This is a genomic window from Rhizorhabdus sp. P4_G5, from assembly GCF_056401065.1.
Genome location: NZ_JBFUKB010000005.1, coordinates 201,930 through 224,601 on the forward strand (window position 1 = coordinate 201,930; position 22,672 = coordinate 224,601).

General features: G+C 61.9%; 17 protein-coding genes and 1 tRNA gene. 9 read left to right on the top strand and 9 right to left on the bottom strand.

Annotation, left to right across the window (positions count from 1 at the left end; translation table 11 throughout):
• Position 1: 1 nt before the first annotated feature.
• Positions 2-997, bottom strand: a complete 996-nt coding sequence (locus AC1DQK_RS10815) for a GDP-mannose 4,6-dehydratase (RefSeq protein WP_477870283.1) — start codon at positions 995-997, stop codon at positions 2-4.
• A 96-nt stretch (positions 998-1,093) separates the two neighbouring features.
• Between AC1DQK_RS10815 and AC1DQK_RS10820 the strand changes: the two genes are divergently transcribed.
• The 7 genes from AC1DQK_RS10820 to AC1DQK_RS10850 all read left to right on the top strand — a co-directional run bounded on the left by AC1DQK_RS10820 (position 1,094) and on the right by AC1DQK_RS10850 (position 9,424).
• Positions 1,094-1,168, top strand: a tRNA-Gln gene (locus AC1DQK_RS10820).
• 102 nt (positions 1,169-1,270) lie between these two features.
• Complete coding sequence (locus AC1DQK_RS10825; RefSeq protein WP_477870285.1) at positions 1,271-3,007, top strand: DUF6538 domain-containing protein; 1,737 nt, start codon at positions 1,271-1,273, stop codon at positions 3,005-3,007.
• 240 nt (positions 3,008-3,247) lie between these two features.
• The gene (locus AC1DQK_RS10830) at positions 3,248-3,511 is read left to right on the top strand and encodes a hypothetical protein (protein ID WP_477870287.1); all 264 of its coding nucleotides are present in this window, start codon (positions 3,248-3,250) and stop codon (positions 3,509-3,511) included.
• Positions 3,512-3,931: 420 nt separating this feature from the next.
• Positions 3,932-4,999, top strand: a complete 1,068-nt coding sequence (locus AC1DQK_RS10835) for a PGN_0703 family putative restriction endonuclease (RefSeq protein ID WP_477870289.1) — start codon at positions 3,932-3,934, stop codon at positions 4,997-4,999.
• 2 nt (positions 5,000-5,001) lie between these two features.
• A complete protein-coding gene (locus tag AC1DQK_RS10840) occupies positions 5,002-5,355 on the top strand; it encodes a DUF2958 domain-containing protein (protein ID WP_477870291.1) in 354 nt (117 codons plus the stop codon).
• Positions 5,352-5,768, top strand: coding sequence for a hypothetical protein (locus tag AC1DQK_RS10845; protein ID WP_477870293.1), 417 nt, complete (start codon positions 5,352-5,354; stop codon positions 5,766-5,768). Before AC1DQK_RS10840 ends, AC1DQK_RS10845 begins: the two co-directional genes overlap by 4 nt.
• Before the next feature lie 1,760 nt (positions 5,769-7,528).
• The gene (locus AC1DQK_RS10850; protein ID WP_477870295.1) at positions 7,529-9,424 is read left to right on the top strand and encodes a potassium transporter Kup; all 1,896 of its coding nucleotides are present in this window, start codon (positions 7,529-7,531) and stop codon (positions 9,422-9,424) included.
• Here the strand turns inward: AC1DQK_RS10850 and AC1DQK_RS10855 are convergent.
• From AC1DQK_RS10855 to AC1DQK_RS10880, 6 genes are read right to left on the bottom strand one after another with little or no spacing between them, the layout of a single operon-like run.
• A complete protein-coding gene (locus tag AC1DQK_RS10855; RefSeq protein WP_477870297.1) occupies positions 9,421-10,110 on the bottom strand; it encodes a response regulator in 690 nt (229 codons plus the stop codon). The two genes, AC1DQK_RS10850 and AC1DQK_RS10855, sit on opposite strands and share 4 nt — an antisense overlap.
• A complete protein-coding gene (locus tag AC1DQK_RS10860) occupies positions 10,107-12,788 on the bottom strand; it encodes a DUF4118 domain-containing protein (protein ID WP_477870299.1) in 2,682 nt (893 codons plus the stop codon). Before AC1DQK_RS10860 ends, AC1DQK_RS10855 begins: the two co-directional genes overlap by 4 nt.
• Positions 12,785-13,375, bottom strand: a complete 591-nt coding sequence (gene kdpC, locus AC1DQK_RS10865) for a potassium-transporting ATPase subunit KdpC (protein WP_477870301.1) — start codon at positions 13,373-13,375, stop codon at positions 12,785-12,787. Before kdpC ends, AC1DQK_RS10860 begins: the two co-directional genes overlap by 4 nt.
• An 11-nt stretch (positions 13,376-13,386) precedes the next feature.
• Positions 13,387-15,408 (bottom strand): potassium-transporting ATPase subunit KdpB, encoded by a 2,022-nt coding sequence (gene kdpB, locus AC1DQK_RS10870; protein ID WP_477870303.1) that lies wholly within the window; start codon positions 15,406-15,408, stop codon positions 13,387-13,389.
• Between the two features lie 14 nt (positions 15,409-15,422).
• Positions 15,423-17,126 (bottom strand): potassium-transporting ATPase subunit KdpA, encoded by a 1,704-nt coding sequence (gene kdpA / locus AC1DQK_RS10875; protein WP_477870305.1) that lies wholly within the window; start codon positions 17,124-17,126, stop codon positions 15,423-15,425.
• A 13-nt stretch (positions 17,127-17,139) separates the two neighbouring features.
• On the bottom strand, positions 17,140-17,229 hold the full coding sequence (locus tag AC1DQK_RS10880) for a potassium-transporting ATPase subunit F (protein WP_056377342.1): 90 nt from the start codon (positions 17,227-17,229) through the stop codon (positions 17,140-17,142).
• Positions 17,230-17,990: 761 nt separating this feature from the next.
• Between AC1DQK_RS10880 and AC1DQK_RS10885 the strand changes: the two genes are divergently transcribed.
• On the top strand, positions 17,991-19,130 hold the full coding sequence (locus AC1DQK_RS10885) for an acyltransferase family protein (protein ID WP_477870308.1): 1,140 nt from the start codon (positions 17,991-17,993) through the stop codon (positions 19,128-19,130).
• A gap of 546 nt (positions 19,131-19,676) precedes the next feature.
• Positions 19,677-20,369: a hypothetical protein gene (locus AC1DQK_RS10890; protein WP_477870310.1), complete on the top strand. Its 693-nt coding sequence runs from the start codon at positions 19,677-19,679 to the stop codon at positions 20,367-20,369.
• 325 nt (positions 20,370-20,694) lie between these two features.
• On the opposite strand, the gene thyX is transcribed toward AC1DQK_RS10890, so the two are convergent.
• Together thyX and AC1DQK_RS10900 are read right to left on the bottom strand one after the other, a co-directional pair.
• Positions 20,695-21,624, bottom strand: coding sequence for an FAD-dependent thymidylate synthase (thyX, locus tag AC1DQK_RS10895; RefSeq protein ID WP_477870312.1), 930 nt, complete (start codon positions 21,622-21,624; stop codon positions 20,695-20,697).
• A 95-nt stretch (positions 21,625-21,719) separates the two neighbouring features.
• Positions 21,720-22,586 (bottom strand): hypothetical protein, encoded by an 867-nt coding sequence (locus AC1DQK_RS10900; protein ID WP_477870314.1) that lies wholly within the window; start codon positions 22,584-22,586, stop codon positions 21,720-21,722.
• Positions 22,587-22,672: the final 86 nt, after the last annotated feature.

Genomic DNA, 22,672 nt, shown 5'->3' on the forward strand with positions numbered 1-22,672 from the left:
GCTAAATCCCATGATAGCCACGGAACCAGCTGACAAAGCGCGGGACGCCTTCGGCTATGCTCGTCGTGGGGTGGAAGCCAAGGTCGCGTTCGATCGCGCTGATATCCGCGAAGGTCTCGCGCACGTCGCCCGGCTGCATCGGCTTCATCTGCTTGACCGCGGTTTTGCCGCAAGCTTCCTCGATCAGCGCGATTAGCTGGGTCAGCTCCTCGGAGCGATGATTGCCGATGTTATAGACCGCATGCGGCGAGCGGCTGCCGCCTGCCTTTTCACGGCCGTCATCGGCGGGCGGATGATCGAGCGCGGCGATCACGCCGCTGACGATGTCGTCGATATAGGTGAAGTCGCGCCGCATCTCGCCGCCATTGAACACGGCGATCGGCCGATCCCGCAAGATCGCGTCGGTGAACAGCCACAACGCCATGTCCGGTCGGCCCCACGGCCCATAGACGGTGAAGAAGCGCAGGCCAGTCTGCGGCAGGCGATAAAGATGGGCATAGGTCTCGCTCATCAGCTCGTCCGCCTTCTTCGTGGCGGCATAGAGCGATAGTGGATGATCGACCCGGTCTTCGACCCGGAAGGGCAGGCTGTCATTGCCGCCATAGACCGACGAGGAGGATGCATAGACGAGATGGGCCAGCCCGCGGCTGCGCGCCAGTTCGAGCATGTTGAGATGGCCGACGAGATTGCTCTGCGCATAGGCACGCGGATTTTCGAGCGAATAGCGCACCCCGGCCTGCGCGCCGAGATGGATGATTCGGTCGAACGCCACGCCGTCCAGCGCTGCCTCCAGCGCCTCATGATCGGCGAAATCGCAGCGTATGAACCGATAGTCGCCACCCGCTGCCTCGGCCTGGGCGATCCGGTCCCGCTTGAGCTGGACCGGATAATAATCATTGAGATTATCGATGCCGACCACCGCCTCGCCGCGCGCGAGCAGGCGGAGGGTGCAGTGCATGCCGATGAAGCCGGCAGCGCCGGTGACCAGGATCGTCATGGTCCTACCTTAGAGGGTAAGCAGCCTTTGGAAAACCGATCTTCGAGGCTTCCCATCCCCGCCGCGATCCCTATAAGAGCGCCCTCACCGCGATGCTGGGGCGTCGCCAAGTGGTAAGGCAGCGGCTTTTGGTGCCGCCATCCGCAGGTTCGAATCCTGCCGCCCCAGCCAACTTCTGCTTAAGCAGCTGAAGCGCTTTGCTTTTTCTGACGTGACCCAAACCTTGGTGGGGCATTGCTACAATGACCTGCTACAAAACGGGGCGTTGTACACATGGGATCGGTACCGAATACGGTACGCCGGAGTGGCACCTATCACTTTCGGCTGGGTATCCCGGCTGCGCTACGAACCCTCTTCAAACGCGCGGAGATTACGTGCAGTTTGCGGACGAGCGATCCGGCCGTGGCGCGCATGCTCTCGCGCCTTTGCTACGTCTGCTCGGGGGAACTGTTCGATCGCATCATGTCCATGCCCGTCCTGACCGATCGCGACATCAAAACGATGATCCGGGACTTCTATCAGACCCTACTCACGGGGGATGATGTCGTCCGGCTGTATCGCGATGTCCCGGTTACGGAAGCCGATCGAAGCTCGAGCATCGCGCTTTATCGCGACCTATCGAGCAGGAGCCGCATGGCGCTGGCCACCAACAACTTCAGCCATATTCACATGACCTCCGCAGCTCTGATCGAGGAGCATCTCGGCCGCGGCGCAACACTGGGCAAGGTGGATCAGCGGAAACTCCAACAGGCACTGCTCCGCGCGTCCATCGAGGTTGCGGAGACGTTCGTCGCTCGCCTGGAAGGCGACTTCAACTATGAGCCAGCCGACAAACTGTTGGTAGCTGCCCTCGAAGACGCCTGTTCAAGTGAGGCGGAGGCCCAAACGACCAGGCCAATCCAGTCGTTCGCTGCTGCGTCGCCGTCTCCGGCCGGGCCTCTGTTCAACGCCTATGCGGCTGAGTTTCGGACCGCGCAGACACGACGGGGAAAATGGGAAGAGCAAACTAGTCTTCAGGCCCGCAAAACGTTCGCGTTGTTTTCAGCACACGCTGGTGATCGCCCATTGGGCGGCTACCTGCGCACGGATGCCCATCAATTCAAGGCGTTGCTGCAGGACTTGCCCGCTGATTATGGCAAGGCCGCCAAATTTCGAGGAATGTCTGCCGCCGATATTGTTGCCGCCACCAAGGAGGCGGATCTGCCGCGGCTTTCCGCTCGCACGGTGCAACGACATTTCCACGCGCTCGCTACCCTTTGGGACCAGGCGGTGGGGGAGGGGCTCGCGACCGACAACATCTTTCACAACTGGAAATTCGGTTCGGCCAAGCGCGCGCGCGATCAGCGTGCGATGTGGGAGCGCGCGGAGCTTGAGAAGCTGTTCGAAAGCCCTGTCTGGACTGGATCCAAATCGGAAGCGAGGCGGTCAACTCGAGGCGAGCGGATCATTCGTGATGAGCGCTTCTGGCTCCCCCTGATCGCAGTCTTTTCGGGCATGCGGCAGGAGGAAATATGCCAACTTCGACCTGCCGATGTCCGCGAGGTGGAGGGGGTATGGGTATTCGATGTCAATGACCGCGATGGCCAGCAACTGAAAAACAACAATGCCGTTCGGCTGGTGCCGGTCCACCCGGAGCTGATCAAGCTCGGCTGGTTGGAATATGTGGAGACGCAGCGAAAGGCAGGTCAGCTGAACGTGTTCCCCAATCTCAGACCGGGAGGCGCTGACGATCGGCTCGGACACAATTATTCGAAATGGTTCACCCGCTATCGCCGTGATGTCGGTGTTTACGCGCCTGGGCGGGATTTCCATTCCCTCAGGCACAGTGCCACGACCTTCCTAAAACGCGGAGGAGTGGCTGACTCCGTGATCGATGAACTAACCGGCCATGCAACGGTCGGCGAGACAGCGCGGTACAGCAAGGGGCTGACCGTTGCCAATTTGAAGGAGGCGATCGATCGCCTGGACATCGGCGTCGACCTGTCGGTCTTATATGCTAGTCCTTCCTGACCTGCCGCGCAAAATGCGATCAAACGCTGGGGGAGTTGTGGCTCAATGGCCTTGCACAGGGGCGGCTCGGAGATTATGAATTTCTGGCGCTCCAGCGCTACCTCTACCTTACTACTTCTACCTTATCTCTTACCTATCTCTCTCCATAACCTTCTCTATACATACACACTTTCTCTTATCTAACTATCTCTCCTTCTATCTACCTCTTCACCCGGAGGGGATTTTTGATGGAGAAACAGAGTGAGATTTGAAAAGCTTCCGGAAGCGGAGATCAGACCTGGCGATAGTGCCGCAATGCGGGCTGCCATCAACGTGCTGACGACCGAAGGTGCGGATGTTCGTCGTCCAGCCGGAAACGAATTCCAGCTTAAGGTAGCTCCTCGCATCAGCTACTACCCCACCACCCGCACGATCCTGATCGATGGTGAAATGGCAGGGAGGACCGTTGAAGATTTGCCGGAGCTTATCGTCATCCTCCGATCGCACGGGGTGATCGACGGTTGATGCGCTACGCGGGGTCATCACCACCGAGGCACGTGTTTTCGGCCTTCGAAATCAGGCCGCTCTATATAGCCACTCACCTGCTAGGCTCGGCTTGGTAAGATATTGAGTTTACATATCTAATTCTGCCTTTCCGTCAATGCATCTGCCACGTTAAGAGTTTGGCAGATCGGTTGACGGTTCCTGAGTGCGCCCATCGCTGCAAGAGGCGCCATCGTGGCCTCCGCAAGCCTTTGAAAACAGAGCTCTCGAAGCATCCTCTAATGAGCTCAGGTGGACTTCGGGTCTGGCGCCGACCTCCACCTCGAGCGTCTGTCAGAGCAATCTCATGCAGTGCAGGTGCGCCAGGTTCGTACGTTTCTCGAGCCCCTTGGTGAATTCTCAACGACCCGCATTGGGGCGGGCGTTCATCGAGGTTCATCCATGGCTTCCTTACGCAAACAGGCCCCCGGCCATCTGCCCATCGTCCCCGTCGAGGTGCTCAAGCAGCACCATGTTTACGAGAAGTTCGACAACCGTTTCCGTTCGTGTGCGCGCCTGCTGCAGTCGCTCTGGCGCGAAGATCAAGGCCTGCCGATCGGTACCTTCACCGACCGTGCCGGGAGAAAACGGAAGATCGGTTCGCTCATCAACCCGGCCGCCGCCGATGCAGGCCGCAACTTCATGTCGCCCGGCATCGCCTATGTGGCGCGGCGCGAAACCGCCTATCAGGAGCCTGGCGCGCTGATCGATCAGGCCCGGCTCTACGGCAACCTGCTCAGCAGCATGCCGCTCGCCTTCAACCTGTTCGGGTTAATGCGGTTCGATCTGAAGTTCGCGGCCAAGGTCGTGCGTGCGCTCATCCCCGGCATCGACCTCAAGGCTGTGCGCCATATCCTCTTCGAGCACTCGCCAGGCCGACGCGAGGGCGCACTGACCGGCGACCGCTCGGCGTTCGATGCGGCCATGCTGTACGATCGCCGCGACGGCAAAACAGGGTTCATCGGTTTCGAGGTCAAATATTCCGAGACGCTTACCGAGCAGATGCCGGCCGAGATGAACACGCGCTATGACGAGTTGGCACCCGCGTCAGGCCTCTATCACGAGCCGATGCACGCCTTTCTCCGGGTGAACCCGTTGCAGCAGCTCTTCCGCGAGCATCTGTTGGCCCAGGCCGCATTGATGCGCGGCGATTGGGCCGAGGCCCATTTCGTCGTCATCGCACCGCGCGGCAACCATCTCGTTCAGCAGGGCTGCACCCGCTATGCCTCCTTCCTGGCTACACCCGGCGAGGGGCAGGTGCCGTTCCGCGCCATCGAGCTCGAACAGTTCATCGAGGCGCTCGGCTGGGCCGGCGCGCGGGACGAAGCCGTGGCCCTTCATCAGCGCTATTGCGACTGGACGCGGATCGATGCCGTCGTCGAGGAAGCACTGCGCGCCAAAGGGTGCGACTGGATGATCGCTCCGGCCCAGTCCAGCCAGCCGGTCGCCCTCATCGCGCAGGCGGCATAGCCGTGGGTCGCCCGAGTTTTCTCACCGAGGAGCAGTTCATGCAACTGCTCCTCAACGGGCATGCCACGGCGGGGGGCGTGAGCATCGATCCCGCGCCCGTCGTCAAGCTGTTCACCCCCGACGCTGGTGCCACCTGGCTGCTCACCGAAATAGACCCCGACGACGAGGATCGCGCGTTTGGACTGTGCGACCTCGGCCTCGGCTATCCGGAGCTCGGCTATGTCAGCTTGTCCGAGCTCGAAGCATTGCGAGGGAAGCTTCGTCTGCCCATCGAGCGTGACGAGTGGTTCGTTGCGCAGAGCGACCTATCCTCTTACGCCGCCAGCGCGCGGATTGCCGGGAGGATCGTCACATGAGCCATGTCGGCATCTTCTGGTTCGTACCCTCCGACGAACCTGGCACGTCCACCTTGGTCGCCGATATGACGCCAATCGCTGAGGCGCCTGATTATGCGGGGTTCAAAACCCACGACCGCGGACATTCCGAATACTGGTCCCGGCTAGCTCGCCAAGGGGCTGCGAGATTGCGTCAACAGCGCCTGCCACAGCTGATCGCGACGGTCGAATATGAAATCTACCCTCGCGGCCGGATCGTATTCGACCCCGCCCGGCAGCACTACACGATCTACGCCGATCGCCGTCTCCACAAGCGGGCCTTCATCGTGGCCATTCTTCAACGCTTCGGCATCGGGAAGGGCAGCTACACTGTGCTCGGCGACCTGCACTATTCACGAAGCCGGCCGGTGCACTCGCCCAAACCCGCGACTTGAGGCGATAGGAATCTCGCGTAAAAGCGGGTCGGCGGCGAGCCTGCAGGCTCAGCCGCCCATGATTGCTCTTTCTTCGCCGCTGATGCGGAGGCTGAGAAGGGGGCCTATATCGGCGGCTAGTACCGTCACGCTCGATGCTCCCGCTTCCTTGTTCTGCCAGCCGTGGTTGCAGAGACACTGTCGATCTCGCATCAGACATGGTTAGCGCAGTCCGGAAGCGGACATCGTGTGTCATCAAACGATGCGAATGTCAGGTTCGCCGTTGGATTTACAGGCTTGTTGTGCATCGCTGTGATCGGCTGTTCGCATCACAGCTCCTACCTTCGTCGCTACCTCGGCCAAAGTCGCGGCTAGACGGTTAATTTGAGAGAGTGTTGATGTGAGCTCTGGGCCATACCGCGTAATCAGATACTCGCGATTCGCTGTCATTGCTCGCAAGTGGGCCGCGGTCCGTTGGCGCAAAATCAATCCGCTCGCGAGGCATAGGTCTGTCCGCGCTGCCATGTCGTGCTGAAATCCACGAATGCGGCTTGGTTCGTGCCCCACGTGGAGCAGGTGCGCGTTTAGATAAAGTTCTACAGAGTGGATAGCGGTCAGCCGGTACGGTGCTCTGGAGACTGAGTCACCACGACGCCCGAGGCCAGCCATGACAAGGGCGGCTTGACGGTACTCGTTGGCAAGCCGAAGGACCTCAGATGGCGTGGCAAAAGTTCCCGGATAGGCTGTGTTGCCCTTGGTCGCGTCCATGTACCGCCCTCATCATTCCGGTATTTTGCGCACGCTATTTATGCTGTGCGCCTCCGCTGACCGTCAACGGGATTAAAGAGGGAGGCTAGGACCATTTTGGTGCAATCACGCGAGGCTGCGACAACTTCATCTCTTATCCGCGCTTGCACCGTGGCGTTGACATCTGCCGCCCGTCATCCAGCTGCCGTTGGACCTCTGCCCAGAATTCGTGAACGGCGCGCCCATCATGGAGCCTCCCGAGGCATTCGCCGATCCGGGGCGTATCGTTGAAACCGAGCCGGTCGATGAAGGTGCTCATCGCGCGACCGAGATCTAACAGCCGCATATAAGCCGTTCTTCAAGAAGCTCGTAAGGTATAGGTTCGTTCACTGCGCGGCGCCTGCGCGCCCTATCGCAGCATATGCAAAACCAATGCTTGCCATCCTGGCGTCGTCTCGAATCCATATGTGAGGCTCCGTAGATTCCGACCCGAAAGGGTTCGAAATGACGACGGGTACACAGTCAGGTCTCACTCTGGTGCAGGCTGATCCTGCAGAAGGTCGGCGAAGCCCGTCCGGGCACGTATTCCCGGAAAAGTTGTCCCGCGATCAGTCCGACGCGGGGGACGCGGCGCGAGATCGCGGTCGGCGACCAAACGATCAACCCAGGGAAAGCCTTGTCGGAGATCTGATTATCCGGGGTCTCGGACTTCTCGGCATCGGCCTATCCGCAGGCGCCTGCCTGGGGCTGTATCGCCTTCTTCACTCCGGTACGCCGTCCGCCCCGTCACTCGGCCAATATGCTTTGGCCACAGTCACCTTCCTGGGCGCTAGCATCGGATCGGGGCTACTGATCCTTGGCGGGCATATTCATGACCGCATCGAAATCGCGGAGCGCTACCGCCGTCGCCAATAGCGGCAAACATATACCAAACATATGCGAATCGGCTCGCCCCCATCTCGTAATCATATGCCATTGACGCTCAAGCGGACGGCTCGCGCTTCAGCGCACCGCGTTCGAGGATTTGCGTATCCATGGCCATTTCAAAAGCAGGCGATGCCGGTGGCCATCATGGTCCCAACGACTCGTTCGGCGCCCTGTCCCTCGGTGCGATCGGCGTCGTGTTCGGCGATATCGGCACTTCGCCGCTCTACGCGCTCAAGGAGAGCTTCATCGGCCATCACCCGCTGGTGGTCGACCCGCCTCACATCTACGGGGTGCTCAGCCTGATCTTCTGGACGATGATGCTGGTCGTCACAGTCAAATATGTCTTCATCGTGCTGCGCGCCGACAATCGCGGAGAAGGCGGAAGCCTCGCGCTGCTCGCCCTTATTTCGCGGAGGACCGATGGCACGCGCTGGGGTTCGGCGCTAATCGCGATGGGCGTGATCGCAACCGCTTTGTTCTACGGAGATGCGATCATCACGCCCGCGATCTCGGTATTGTCGGCGGTCGAGGGTCTCACCATCGTCAATGACGGCTTCACCAAGTTCGTCCTGCCAATCGCGATCGCGATCCTGATCGGGCTATTCGCAATCCAGTCGCACGGCACGACCCGGGTCGGCATCATCTTCGGCCCGATCATGCTGCTCTACTTCGCGGTGATCGCCGGCATCGGCGGATTGTCGCTGGTGCAGAATCCGCAGATACTCGCTGCGCTCAACCCCTGGTGGGCGCTCAATTTCTTCACACTCGATCCCCAGCTCGCCTTCCTCGCACTCGGATCGGTGGTGTTGGCGGTGACGGGTGCCGAAGCGCTTTATGCCGACATGGGGCATTTCGGGCGAAAGCCGATATCCGCTTCCTGGCTCTATCTCGTCTTCCCCTGCCTGATGCTCAACTATCTCGGCCAGGGCGCGCTGCTGCTCGATCGGCCCTCCGCGGTCGAGAACCCCTTCTTCATGCTCGTCGCTGAAAGCTGGCGTTTGCCGCTGGTCGTGCTGGCGACCATGGCGACGATCATCGCCAGCCAGGCGGTGATCTCCGGAGCCTATTCTGTCACCCAGCAGGCGGTCCAGCTGGGTTTCCTGCCGCGCGTGAAGATCAGTCACACCAGCGCGAAAGCCGCGGGCCAGATCTATGTACCCATCGTCAACTGGATCCTGCTCGTGCTTGTCGTGTTGCTGACGCTCGGTTTCCGCAGCTCAAGCAACCTCGCGGCCGCCTATGGCATCGCGGTGACTGGCACGATGTTCATCACCGCCTGCATGATCGGCGTCCTCGCCTTCTCCGTGTGGCGCTGGAACAAGTGGCTCGCCGGCGGCCTGACCGGCACTTTCCTGCTGATCGACGGCGCCTACTTCGCCTCGAACATGACCAAGATTCCCGACGGTGGCTGGTTCCCGCTGGTGGTCGCTGCCATCGCCTTCACCCTGCTGACAACCTGGGCCACCGGACGCCGGCTGATGCGGGCGCGTCTGCAGGAAGGGGCGATGCCGGTCAATATCTTCATCAAGTCCACCCACGCGCTGCAGCGAGTCAGCGGCACGGCAGTCTTCATGTCGGCCTCGGCCGAGGGCGTGCCGCCCGCCCTGCTGCACAATGTGAAACACAACCGCGTGCTGCACGAACGCAACATGCTGTTGACGATAGCAATCGCCGACGTGCCGCATGTCGACGCGACCGATCGGGTCGAAGTTGCTGAACTTGGCCCTTCCTTCTATCGCCTGACGCTTCATTACGGCTTCATGCAGGAGGCCGACGTGCCGCGCGACCTGGCCGAGATCACGGTCTGCGGCCAACCGTTCCACGGCATGGACACCAGCTTCTTCCTGGGACGCCAGACCCTCATTGCCACCAAGCATCCCGGCATGGCGATCTGGCGCGAGAAGCTGTTCGCCTGGATGATGCGCAATTCGCAGAGCGCGATGGAGTTTTTCAAGCTACCGACGAACCGCGTCGTCGAACTTGGCAGCCAGGTCGAAATTTAGATGTCGGCCCCCATCAGACGGTAACCCACCCCCAACTCGTTGACGACGATCGCGGGCCGGCTGACGTCATCCTCGATCTTCTGGCGCAGATTGCGGATGACGACCCGCAGATATTCGACATGCCGCTCATATTCGTTCGCCCAGACGCTCTTCAGCAGATGGTCATGGGTGATGACGCGACCGGGAAAGCGGGCAAGCTCGGCCAGCACCCCATATTCCTTCGGCGTCAGGTGAACTTCGGTCGCATTCTTGTGGATGCGCCGATTGACGAGATCGATCTCCAGGTCGGCGACCTTGACCGCCAGTTGGGCGCCGCCGGCACTCATCCGGTTGCGCAGCGCTGCGCGCATCCGCGCGAGCAGCTCCTCGGTGTCGAACGGTTTGGTGACATAGTCGTCGGCGCCGAGATCGAGCGCGGTCACCTTCTGGTCGGTAGCATCGCGCGCCGAGACCACCAGCAAGGTCGCCTTCGAGTTCTTGCGGATTAGCGGCACGAGCTCCATCCCGTCGCGATCGGGCAAGCCCAGGTCGAGCAGAACGATATCGGGGGCATCGGAAAGCGCAGCCAGTGCCTCACGCCCATTGGCCGCCTCGACGATCTCGTAATTGTTGCGCTCGAGCGTCGAGCGCAGGAGCCTGCGGATATGCGGCTCGTCATCAACGACGAGCACTTTGGCGCGGATCAAAGGATCTTCTCCTGGTCGAACTCCCGGACAAGGCTGTCCTCAGGGAAACGGATGCTGAAACATGCCCCAGCCGCATCGGCGCGGTTGGCGGCAGTCACGCCGAGGCCCATCGCGTCGGCGAAGCCCTTGACGATGGCGAGGCCGAGGCCGGTCCCCCCCTTCGACCGATCGGAACCTTCGAACCGGGCGAAGGTCTGGAATACCTCCTCCTCGCGCCCCGGTGGCAGGCCGGGGCCGGAGTCGAGCAGCGACAGGACGAGCTCACCCGGCTGGCGGACCGCCTCTATGCGGATCGACGTTCCCGGATCGGCATAGCGACCGGCATTGTCGAGCAGGTTGATCAGGATGTGATGGAACAGCTGCGCGTCGACCCGGACCAAGGGCAGGCCGGGCGAAACGCTCAGCTCGATCTCATGCCCGGCCAGCACCCCTCGCGTATCATGCACCGCGCTGGCGATGGCGTCCGTCAGATCGGCCGGCTCAATATTGAGCCGCATGACGCCCGCCTCGACCCGCGCCATATCGAGGAGGTTGGCGACGAAGCGTTTCAGGCGTTGAGCCTCAACCTCTACCGTGTCGATCAAGCTCTCGGAATTACCGCGGCGCATCTCACTGGCTGCCGCGATGATCGCCGTGAGCGGCGTGCGCAGGTCGTGGCCCACCGAAGACAGCAGCGCAGCGCGTAGCCGGTCGCGTTCCTTGAGTTCGGCGACGTCGCGCATTTCGTCGGCCAATTGCATGCGTTCGAGCACCAGTGCTGCCTGATCGGTCAGGCTTACGAGCAATGAAACCTTGTCCGACGGCACCGGATCGGAGCCATCGTCGCGTGCGAGTCCGATGACGCCCCTTACGCCGCGGGCCGTCTTCATCGGATAGAACAGCCAGTCCGAGCCGGTGAGCGTATCCGAGCCTCGCCCCGTGGGCGTGCTCTTGTCGATCGCCCATTGGGCAGCTGCCCGCTCCATATGGGCGAGCTTGTCTTCTGGCGGCCAAGCGGCGCGTAGCTGTGGACCGTCGTCCGATGGCGTCAGCACGCAAGCCCGCGCATCGAACAGGCGTGCCAGTTCGGCGCAGATAGCCTGCATCAACTCTTCGTCGCTGGCGATCATCGTCAGCTGCCGGGAGAAGCCTGCGAGCGCCGCGTTGAGCCGGGCGCTCGATGTGGCAAGATCCGCCTGCGCGCGGATGCGGGCGGCGAACTGGCTGGTCACCAGTGCGACCGATAGCAGCACGACGATGGTGATCACATTCTCGGGGTTGTTGATCGTGAGAGTGCCCGTTGGCGGCAGGAAGAAGAAATTATAGGCGAGCGAAGATGCAAAACTGGCGAACAGCCCGGCGCGCAGCCCATAGAGGCTCGCTGCCATCATCACCGGCAGCAGATAGAGGAGCGCGATATTCGCGATATCGAGGACCGCGCCAAGCGCGAGGCCGATCGCCGTCACTCCGGCCACCATCAGCAGCGAAAGCGCATAATCGCCGGGCTTGGTGCGGTGTCCTTTCGCGTGTGCTCGGGTGCGCGGCGCTGGCGTGCCCTCCCGATCGGCGGGGAGGACATGGACCGCGACATCGGTGAGCTCGCGAACGAGCTGATCGACCACTGAGCCGTGGCGGATCTCGAACCACCAGGGCCGCGACGATTTGCCGACGACGATCTGGGTCGCGCGTGCTTCGCGCGCAAATGCCGATAGGCCTTCGACCACGTTCTGCGCCGGGATCGTGGCGGTCGCGGCGCCGAGTTGCGCCGCGAGCGCTATCGACTGATTGAGCCGCTGACGGTCGGTGTCGGCGAGCCCGCTGGTGCGGGGGGTTTCGACATGGAGTGCGGTCCAGGGCGCCCGCAAGGCATCGGCGAGGCGTTTGGCGGCCCGGATCAGCCCAGGTGCGTCAGGTAGCTCGCTGACCGCGACGATCACGCGTTCGCCCGCGGCGAAACTGCCGGCCAGCGCATGTGCGCGGACATAGTCGAGCATCTGCGCATCGACCGATTGGGCCGCGCGGCGCAAGGCCAGTTCGCGCAGCGCCGACAGGTTGGACTTGGAGAAGAAATGGTTGAGTGCCCGGCTCGCCTCGTCGGGGATGTAGACCTTGCCCTCTTTGAGGCGCTCGATCAGCTCGTCGGGGGGTATGTCGACGACCTCGATCTCGGCCATTTCAAGCACCCGGTCGGGCACGGTCTCGCGAACGCGGACCTTGGTGAAGGAGGCGACAACGTCGTTGAGGCTCTCGATATGCTGGATGTTGATCGTCGAATAGACGTCGATGCCGGCGACGAGCAGTTCCTCGACATCCTGGTAGCGCTTGGGGTGCCGTGATCCCGGCGCGTTGCTGTGCGCCAGTTCATCGACAAGCACGAGGCCGGGATGGCGCGCGAGAATCGCGTCGATATCCATCTCAGCCAGCGTCCGGCCCTGATTTTCGACGTCACGCCGCGGGATGATCTCGTGCCCGCGGGTCAGCGCCTCGGTTTCGATGCGGCCATGGGTCTCGACCACCCCGACCACGACGTCGATGCCGGCGCGCTTGCGCTGCATGCCGTCAGTCAGCATCTCATAGGTCTTGCCGACACCGGGGGCCGCCCCGAGGAACACCTTCAGACGGCCACGGCCTTCCTGCGCCGCCTGACGCAGGAAGGCCTCTGGCTTGGGCCGGTCGCTATCGGGCGATCGTTCGTTCACCGCGCCGGTTTAGCGCCGATGGCATCGAGCTGTCGATTGAGCGCGAAGACGTTGACATGCTCCTCGCCCAACACCCCGAGGATTGGCCGTTCGATCGCCCTTTCAACCAGTGCGCGAACCTTGGGCTCAGGCAGCTTCCGTACCTTTGCGACGCGCGACACCTGTACGAGAGCGGCGGCCGGCGACAGATCGGGGTCGAGCCCGGAACCCGACGCGGTGACCAGATCGGCGGGAATCGCGCCGCCCACGCCGGCGGCGCGCGCCTTGTCGACATCGCCTTTCACGCGATCGATGAGCGCCTGGCTCGTCGGACCATAGTTGGAGCCCGAGGAGGCCAGGCCGTCATAGCCCTTGCCCGCCGCCGAGGGGCGGGTCTGGAAATAACGCTCGCTGGTGAAAGCCTGCCCGATCACGGTCGAGCCGATAACCTTGTCGCCCTCGCGCACGAGGCTGCCGTTGGCCTGGCTCGGGAAGACCGTCTGGCCGACACCGAGGATCAGCAGCGGATAGGCGAAGCCGAGGAGCAGTGCGAACAGGATCGTGAGAACGATCGCCGGGCGCAGGGCGGATGTGAAATCGGAACCCATGATAGATACTCCTAGGCCAGACCGAGGCCGTTGACGGCGATGTCGATCAGCTTGATGCCGATGAACGGCGCGACCAGACCGCCAAGACCGTAGACGGCCAGATTGCGCGCCAGCAGCGGTCCGGCGCCGATCGGCCTATATTTGACGCCCTTGAGCGCCAGCGGAACGAGCAGCGGGATGATCAGCGCGTTGAAGATGATCGCCGAAAGGATCGCCGATTGCGGCGTTGCCAGCCCCATCACGTTAAGAATGCCCAGGCCCGGATAGAGCACGATGAACATCGCGGGGATAATCGCGAAATATTTGGCGACGTCATTGGCGACCGAGAAGGTGGTCAGCGCGCCGCGCGTCATGAGCAGTTGCTTGCCCAGACCGACGACCTCGATCAGCTTGGTCGGATCGCTATCGAGATCGACCATGTTGCCGGCCTCGCGCGCGGCTTGGGTGCCGGTATTCATCGCCACGCCGACATCGGCCTGGGCCAGCGCCGGCGCATCATTGGTGCCGTCGCCACACATCGCGACGAGACGCCCGCCCTGCTGTTCCTTGCGGATCAGCTCGAGTTTGTCTTCCGGGGTCGCCTGGGCGAGGAAATCGTCCACCCCCGCTTCGGCGGCGATCGCGGCTGCGGTCAGCGGATTGTCGCCGGTGATCATCACCGTGCGGATGCCCATCTTCCTCAGTTCACCGAAGCGTTCGCGGATACCGGCTTTGACAATATCCTTGAGCGCCACGGCACCAAGGATGCGGCCATCCTTGGCGACCGCGAGCGGAGTCATTCCCGCGCGCGAAATTTCATCGGTCACCCGGCGCAATTCGGCCGCCGCAACGCCTTCGCCCGATCCAGGATTGGCCTTGAAGACCGAATCCACAGCGCCCTTCTGGATTACGGAGCCTTCCATTTTCACCCCGGAGATCCGGGTCTGTGCAGTAAACGGGATGACCTCGGCATCGCCGGGGAGAGCGGTCAGCTCTACCCCGAACAACTGATTGGCGAGCGCGACGATCGAGCGGCCTTCTGGCGTCTCGTCGGCAAGGCTGGCGAGCAGCGCTGCTTCGGCGAGTTCGCCAACCCTCGTGCCGGCAACGGGCTTGAATTCGGTTGCCTGACGATCGCCGATCGTGATCGTCCCAGTCTTGTCTAGCAGCAGCACGTCGATGTCGCCGGCAGCCTCGACCGCGCGACCCGACTTGGCGAGCACATTGAACCGGACGAGGCGGTCCATGCCGGCTATGCCGATCGCCGACAGTAACGCCGCGATCGTCGTCGGGATGAGCGTGATCAGCAAAGCCGCGAGGATCGCAACCGGGATCGAGCCGCCGGCATAGGAGGCGAAGCCCGGGATCGTGCCGACGGCAATCAGGAAGATGATTGTTAGACCTACGAGCAGGATCGTCAGCGCAATCTCGTTCGGCGTCTTCTGACGCTCGGCGCCCTCGACCAAAGCGATCATCCGATCGAGGAATCCCTGGCCGGGATCGGCGGTCACTTTGACCTTGATATGGTCGGATATGACCCGTGTTCCCGCAGTGACGGCGGAGCGGTCGCCGCCGGCTTCGCGAATGACTGGGGCGCTTTCGCCGGTGATGGCGGCCTCGTTGACCGACGCAACGCCCTCGACGACTTCGCCGTCGGCCGGGATTAGCTCGCCCGTCTGGACAAGCACCAGGTCGCCCGACTTGAGCTGGCTCGCGGAAACCTTCTCGCCGGTGGCGCGTGTCGCGGTGAGTTCGGCCTTCGTGGCACGCAATGAAGCGGCCTGCGCCTTGCCACGCCCCTCTGCGAGCGCCTCGGCGAAGGTGCCGAAAAGCACGGTCAGCCACAGCCAGATGACGAGTTGCAGCTTGAAGCCCGTGGTGAGACCGTCATGGCCGACGAACATCAGGACGGTCAGCAGCATCGCCACGACCGCGGTCGTGAACATGACGGGGTTGCGGATGAGGTCGCGCGGATCGAGCTTGCGGAAGGCGTCGCCAACCGCCGGGCCGATCAGCTCGGTCGTGAACAGGGATTTGGTTGCGGTGCGGCTCATATCAACAGCCTCGATCAGAACAGGGTGCCGCCGGTCATCATCAGATGATCGGCGATGGGACCGAGCGCGAGGCTCGGCAGGAAGGTTAGGCCGCCCAGGACCAGGATAATCCCGACGAGCAGGCCAACCCAGAGGCCACCGGTCGTCGGAAAGGATCCCGTCGATTCCGGAATATGCTTCTTCGCGGCGAGCGAACCGGCGATCGCCAGCATCGGCACGATGATGAAAAAGCGGCCGATCCACATCGCGACGCCCAGCATCGCGTTATAATAGGGCGTGTTGGCGGTAAGACCGCCGAAGGCCGAACCATTGTTCCCGACCGCGCTGGTGAAGGCGTAGAGGATCTCCGAGAAGCCATGCGGTCCCTTGTTGAGCGGCCCCGCCAGACCCGCCGGCAACACCGAGCTGATCGCGGTGAAACCGAGGATGATCAGCGGCAGAACCGCGATGGCGAGCACTGCGAGCTTGACCTCCCGCCCCTCGATCTTCTTGCCGACATATTCGGGGGTCCGCCCGACCATCAGCCCGGCGACAAACACCGCGAGGATCGCGAACAGCAGGAAGCCGTAGATACCCGCACCCACGCCGCCGACGACGATCTCGCCGAGCTGGATGTTGAATAGCGGGATCATGCCGCCGAGCGCTGTGAAGCTGTCATGCATCGCATTGACGGCACCGCATGAGGCTGCCGTGGTGATCACCGAAAAGAGTGACGAGGCGGCGATGCCGAAGCGGACTTCCTTGCCCTCCATATTGCCGCCGGGAATGCCGAGACCATGGAGCACGGGATTGCCGGCCGCTTCCTGCCAGTAGACGATCGTCGTGCCAGCGAGGAACAGGATCAGCATCGCTGACAAGATCGCCCAGCCGTGGCGGGTATTGCCCACCGCCTTGCCGAAGCACCAGGTCAGGCCGAAGCCGATGGTGAAGATCGACAGCATCTGGAGCAGGTTGGTGAAGGCGTTGGGGTTCTCGAATGGATGCGCCGAATTGGCGTTGAAGAAGCCGCCACCATTGGTGCCGAGCATCTTGATCGCTTCCTGAGAGGCAACCGGCCCGAGTGCGAGCGTCTGCTTGACGCCTTCGAGTGTCGAGACGTCGACCGAACCGGCAAGCGTCTGCGGCACGCCGTTGGCGATGAGGACGAGCGCATAGACGATGCAGATCGGCAGCAGCATATAGAGGGTGATGCGGGTGGCATCTGCCCAGAAGTTGCCGATACTGTTGGCCTGGCGCCGCGCGAAACCGCGGAATAGTGCGAAGGCGAGCGCGATGCCGGTCGCCGCGCTCATGAAATTATGGATCGTCAGGCCGAGCATCTGACTGAGGTTCGACATCGTCGATTCCCCGCCGTAGCTCTGCCAGTTGGTGTTGGTGGTGAAGCTCACCGCCGTGTTGAAGGCGAGATGGCCGCTATTGCCAGCATAGCCGAGCGGGTTGAGCGGCAGCACGCCCTGCAGCCGCAGGATCACATAGGTGAACAGCATCAGCACTGCATTGAAGATGAGCATATGGACCGCGTAACGGCGCCAGCTTTGCTCGGCGTTGGGATCGATGCCGGCAAGTTTGTAGAAGCCCGTCTCGACCGGTCCCAGCACGACGTGAAGCGGCGTACGGCGGCCTTCGTAGAGGGCGAACAACCACATCCCGACCGGCTTGGCGAGCGCGACGAGAATGGCGACGAAGGCGATGATGAGGATCCAGCCCTGGATGGTCATGGCGTTGGTCCGATCAGAAGCGTTCGGGCCGGACGAGCACGGCCACGAGGTAAAGGAGAAGCCCGCCAGCAGTGATCGCGGCAAGCCAGAGGTCGATGGTCATGGCCGGGCCCTCACGCGTATTCGCAGAGGCGGACATAAGCGAACGTTGCGGCGAGCAGCCCGAGCATCGCGGCGATCCAGACAAGGTCCTCCATCAACGCCTCCCTGCAATTGGGTCGGCGGGCGGGACGCTCGCCGAATGGCGGTGAACAACGAAGTTCAGCATGATGATCCTTTCGACGACGTGGGTGGCCGCAACCGAAAGGCGCGACAATCGCACGAGAGGATGGGCAAGTAGGCCGTACCGGCGTTGAAATGCGAGACGCATTGCCGTCGGATCTCGTATGTTTTGTATATAAATAGGACGGTGCCGGCATCTTGGCCGTTCGCCGAACTGAGTAGCAGATTGTTTGTGCTACCGGGATTGCTCTCTATGCCGCGCGGGCAGCCGTTTAACGTTGTGAATGATCGAGATGGCCGAATGACCGATCTCGGGATCGCCGGAATTAGGTCGTAACGGCAGCAACGAAGCGCGCGGCCGCCGCTACTTTCACGCGCAACATCGCCGCTGATCTCCGATGGTTTGCTGAGGTGATCGACAACTTGCGCTCGTCCGCCATATCCATCTAAGGTCTCCCTGCTCCCGCGACACTCGGGAGCGGGGCTTCGAAACCTCTCGCAAAGCAACTCGGTCGATTTCATCGGCCGGGTGGCATGCGCGCATGTCCAGCCGGCAACGGTAAAGGCGCATGCGCTCTGTGCTTTGCCAGAGTTTCGAACATCCGGCTTTGGCCGTTGCCCCTAAGGACATGGGGGGCAACGATGGCGGGTTGGGATACAGCAATAGGCCGTGGCGCGGCTTCGGCCGCTGAGATACTATCGGCGAGTGCAGACGCTCGCTCGCGCAGTGTAAACAACATCAGCGCTATCCGCCTCGCCCTTGCGAGCCTAGTGATCGTCAGCCACGCCTCTAGCTTCGTGTACGGCGACGGACGCATGGACCCATTGCGGGTCTTCCGCACCGTTACCGCCGGATCAGCGGCAGTCGATATGTTCTTCCTGCTCTCCGGCTGGTTGATTACTGAATCATGGCTCAGCTCGGAATCCAACAGAGCCTACGTGACCAAGCGGCTGCTCCGTATCGCTCCCGCCTTCGTGATCGCCTGGATGCTGTCGGCCATGGTTGGCGGCGCGCTCGGCGAGATGTCGACGGATACGCCGGTCTGGGGATTGTTCTTCTTCGCCACGCCACCCCACATGGCGGATGGAACGGCAACCAACGGCTCGATGTGGACCATTGCCTACGAGTTTCGCTGCTATCTGCTGGTCATGCTGCTCACCTTCGTTCCGGCGCGTTTGGCAGGGCGCTTGATCCTGGCGGTCGCGCTCATAGCCATTGCCGGCTTCAGCATGATTGTGGCGCTGACCTGGCGGGGCCAGCTGCCGGTGGTAGAGCTTCCATTCAAGTCGAACATCATTCTCGGGCACCCTTGGCAATCGGTCCGGTTCCTCGCCTGTTTCAGTATAGGCGCTCTCGCGTTCCTCAATCGCAACATGCTCGAAGAGCGGGTTACCGGCTGTGCCGCCCTGGCCTGCGTGATGATCAGCCTTGCGTGTCTCACCTTCCAGCCCTTGGCGGAGCCGGCCCTGATCACGTTCGGCGGGATCGGCCTCTACTGGCTCGCCTTCAAGGCCGACATCGGCACCTTCCAGAGGATCAACGCGCGTGCCGACATCAGCTACGGGACATACCTCTACGGTTACCCGGTCCAGCTGGTTATCTCGACAACACATCCCCACTATAGCTGGCTGGCGCAGGTCAGCCTTGCCCTTCTGATGAGCTGGGCGCTGGGTTGGGTCAGTTGGAAATCGATCGAGGAACCGGCTCTGCAATGGAAGCGGGCTGCGATCGGCCGCCGCGCGAAACAGCACCCGTGCGCAGGTTACAGCGGCACATGCTGAAAAATCTCCTCCATCCGCTCCAGGCACGGCGAGACCGCAAACGGCGATTGACCGCGACGGATGGGCGGCCATGCGCAGCGGGCAAGCACGAGAGAGATGCCGGTGCCGCTCGTCACATGGGGTCGACCGTCGAGGCGCCGTGCCGGTTCTGTGGCTACATGCTTGTCCGCAAAACTCACGGCTGGATCCTCATTCAGCCACCACGCAAATGACCGCTGCCAATCGCCAGCTGGCCGGTCGAGCCTATCGAGGTCGTTCAGCCCCTGGTTCGCATACGCTCCCTGTTGCGATCGACGGGCGCCACCTCATCCCTGCTTCGTGCGAGCGGTCACGGGGGCGTTGGCAACGATCAGGCTGGTTGGGCGACGGTGACAACATCCGCGACCGTCGGCTGAATCAATCGAGGCTGATCGGCTGTGACGGAAAACCTGGGCGGGCAAGAACGGCTCCTTCGCCCCGTCTTGTCAAACGTCCGCATGGGGGTCGGGACCGGCAGCGGGGCGTGCCGGGCCAGATAAGCTTTCAATTTCAATCCGGGGGACAATTATGACTGACCAGACGGCCGCGACGCGCTTTCGCCGCTATTTCCGATGGTTCTGCGCTATCCAGTTCGTGGCCATTATCGGTGTGGCCGTCTACTTCCTCGGCCGCGTCAACGGCTATGACGATCAGCGCACGCAAGCAGACGCCATCGCCGAAGATGGCAACATGGTGGCGCCGGCAGGGTATGTTTCTCAGATCGCGATCCAGCCGCCCCAAGATTACCTGAATCTCTGCATCGTTGGCTATCAAGCGAAGCTTTTTCGGCTGCCTGACACGCTCGAAGCGGCTGGCAAGCAGGTGAGCTGGACGCGCAACGGGGAGGGTTGGGTGCTGGATGCTGCTTGGTACGACAACCTGACCAAGGCGGACCGTACGTTAAGCATTGCGTTTGATCGTACCGAAATGCCGGCGCAACTGTGCGTAGGCAGTCGCGGGTACGTTGCGATAGATCGAGTTGCAATCGATGGCCTCGAGGTTCCTCCGCAGCAGGCCGTCTACGCTCTCAACGAGTGGATCGGAGATATAGGCGACAAGGATATCATTCCCATACCTACCCGCCGCGCGCCAATTCCCAGTGCCCCGATAGGCCAATCTCCTGCCGCCCCGGCGACCATGAATGGTGGCGACACCTATGGCCGTGGAGCCGAGGAGGGTGCTGCTAACATTGATGGCACCCCCAGGAGTGGCGGCGACTAGCGGCGCTCGAGGCGGGTCAGTGAAGTTAGCTGCCCGACGGCTCCGCGCGATATGCCGTTCAAGGTGCGACCGAAAATCGCGACTCCATAGCAGCTTTCCTGATCGCCTATGTCTCATAAGATTCTGTAAAATATGATTAATTTTCGACGATCTTGAGCCGCTCCTGCCATGCCTCGAGCATGGCAGGCCGGTCTATCTACTTCCAATGCGTCTTCTCCGCGCCCCGTATTCGGTCCGTTCAGAGGCGAGCTGTGAGCGCCTGAAAGCTGCCACGCGTGTTTGTCCGTGCGACTTATTACATCCTAGTATCGATTGTGGACACTCTTCAGCTGCTTATGCCAAATCGAGCGGTAAATTCCGACCACTCCCGCGCCGAGATATTGCGCGGTCGGGTCAAAATGGTGCCCTCCAACGCCTGACGCACGATATCCACCTCAGCCGCAGAAAGGGAGACCGCGTTCATTCGATAATCCTCAAATGCTTCGCAACTCACTGGCACCCACCGCCGCACGACGTCCCGTATGAGCTCGGCATAGGCGCGGATCTCAAACTGGGCATGTAGGTCCGCGCGCAACCTCAAAAATCCGAAGAGATTGTGAAGGTCGGTCTTCCAATACCATTGGGTGTAGGTCGACAGGCTGAGGCCAATACGGGCGAGTTCGCGCGTCAGCCCCGTCCGGTCGGTTCGATAATCGGGGTCGTCGGGATCATTGAGCAGCTGGCGATAGGCGGCATAGGAGCGTTCGGCATCGTCCCGCAGCAAATGGAGCACGTGAGCCGCTTCATTCTCGTTGAGTGCAGTGTCACGTCCCTGGCGGTTCGTCGTCGTCTGCGCCGCCAGCTGTTCGCGCGAAGGGGTATAAAATTCGCGGTCGAGGATCGAATAGCGCGCCGAATATTCGTTGATGTTGGCCGTGCGGTGCCGGACCCATTGTCGCGCGACGAAAATCGGCAATTTCACATGCAGCTTGATCTCGCACATCTCGAATGGCGTCGAGTGCCAATGGCGCATGAGATAGCGGATCAGTGCCCGGTCCTCGTTCACCTTTTTCGTGCCGCGCCCGTAGGAGACCCTGGCAGCCTGCACGATGGCGGCGTCGTCTCCCATATAATCGATCACCCGCACGAAGCCATGATCGAGGACCGGGTGCTCGATGTGGAGGATATCCTCGAGCGCGGCAACCGTCGGGCGCCGCGTTTCGCCCATGATCGCCCGCGCTGCCGATATCTCCGCTCCGGCCGTTCCGCTGGTCATTGGGGATCCTTCAAACGATGCTTTAGCGCATGACCTCCTATGAGAAGCAGGGGCAGAGCGCGCCAATGGTTAGAACATAACGGAAACGTATGGGTTCATGCAACGCGATATAAATCGCGACCGGCTAGACGCAGGCAATAGCCCACGGCATCGGGCTTGTCGCCGCGCATCGACGCGTCAGACGTATAATCCAGCGCATAGCGGAGCGGTTGAGCATAATAGACGGGAACCGCCGGCCTCCCCGCCGCCTCCGCCGCGAGTGCGAACAGGCACATGGCCAGGGATACGGTCTTCGGGCCATAGGGCGCGATCGCCGAACTGATCCTCCCCCCGTCGGTCATCTCGCACAATGCATCGAATATCTGGGGGCAATCATACATGTGGATGTGAACCCGGTCCGGCGGAACGATCTGGTTCTTGGAGGTGAGCTCCTCGATATGCTTCACGAACATCCAGTTCAGCTGATGTCCGGGAGGACCGGGCGGGAAGGGGAAGATGAGGCGGATAGCATCGGACTGCTGATCGGCGAGCAAGGCATCGAGCCCGGTCGGTTCGAATCCTATGCCGATGATCAGCGATCCATGCCGGTTGCGCGCGGCTTCGCCGGCGAAGCTCGGCAGAACGCGAAGGGGCGAGATATTCTCCGACAAGGTCGTCGCATAGCCGACCCCCGCTGTATAACAGGTGATGACATCCTCGATGGCCGTCTCGGCGAGCGCCGCGCGGATCAGCGGAAAAAACCAATGTTTCGGCATAGACGTCAAGTCTATGAGCAGGCTCGTACTGCCAGCCGCGACGAGGCTCGTGACGATACCCGTGATCGTGTCTAGGTCGGCGACGAGCGGGCATGCGACGATCTCGTCCGCGGCATAGCCGGCTGCGGTCAGCAAGGCTCGATTTTCGGCCAGCCGCTGCTCGACCGCGGCAGCGTCGAGGGGCTGAGGATCGCGGATCTCGACCATCCTGACATGATGGAGGGTAGCCCGCCCTAAATGTCTAGCAAGGCAGATGCTGCGCTTTTCCGTGCCGCAACAGCCAATCATCGACC

What these genes read in the sequence shown, in the direction of transcription:
- AC1DQK_RS10815 (WP_477870283.1), bottom strand. Translation starts at nt 997, where the DNA reads ATGACGATCCTGGTCACCGGCGCTGCCGGCTTCATCGGCATGCACTGC.
- AC1DQK_RS10825 (WP_477870285.1), top strand. Translation starts at nt 1,271, where the DNA reads ATGGGATCGGTACCGAATACGGTACGCCGGAGTGGCACCTATCACTTT.
- AC1DQK_RS10835 (WP_477870289.1), top strand. Translation starts at nt 3,932, where the DNA reads ATGGCTTCCTTACGCAAACAGGCCCCCGGCCATCTGCCCATCGTCCCC.
- AC1DQK_RS10845 (WP_477870293.1), top strand. Translation starts at nt 5,352, where the DNA reads ATGAGCCATGTCGGCATCTTCTGGTTCGTACCCTCCGACGAACCTGGC.
- AC1DQK_RS10850 (WP_477870295.1), top strand. Translation starts at nt 7,529, where the DNA reads ATGGCCATTTCAAAAGCAGGCGATGCCGGTGGCCATCATGGTCCCAAC.
- kdpC (WP_477870301.1), bottom strand. Translation starts at nt 13,375, where the DNA reads ATGGGTTCCGATTTCACATCCGCCCTGCGCCCGGCGATCGTTCTCACG.
- kdpB (WP_477870303.1), bottom strand. Translation starts at nt 15,408, where the DNA reads ATGAGCCGCACCGCAACCAAATCCCTGTTCACGACCGAGCTGATCGGC.
- kdpA (WP_477870305.1), bottom strand. Translation starts at nt 17,126, where the DNA reads ATGACCATCCAGGGCTGGATCCTCATCATCGCCTTCGTCGCCATTCTC.
- AC1DQK_RS10880 (WP_056377342.1), bottom strand. Translation starts at nt 17,229, where the DNA reads ATGACCATCGACCTCTGGCTTGCCGCGATCACTGCTGGCGGGCTTCTC.
- AC1DQK_RS10885 (WP_477870308.1), top strand. Translation starts at nt 17,991, where the DNA reads ATGGCGGGTTGGGATACAGCAATAGGCCGTGGCGCGGCTTCGGCCGCT.
- AC1DQK_RS10890 (WP_477870310.1), top strand. Translation starts at nt 19,677, where the DNA reads ATGACTGACCAGACGGCCGCGACGCGCTTTCGCCGCTATTTCCGATGG.
- thyX (WP_477870312.1), bottom strand. Translation starts at nt 21,624, where the DNA reads ATGACCAGCGGAACGGCCGGAGCGGAGATATCGGCAGCGCGGGCGATC.
- AC1DQK_RS10900 (WP_477870314.1), bottom strand. Translation starts at nt 22,586, where the DNA reads ATGGTCGAGATCCGCGATCCTCAGCCCCTCGACGCTGCCGCGGTCGAG.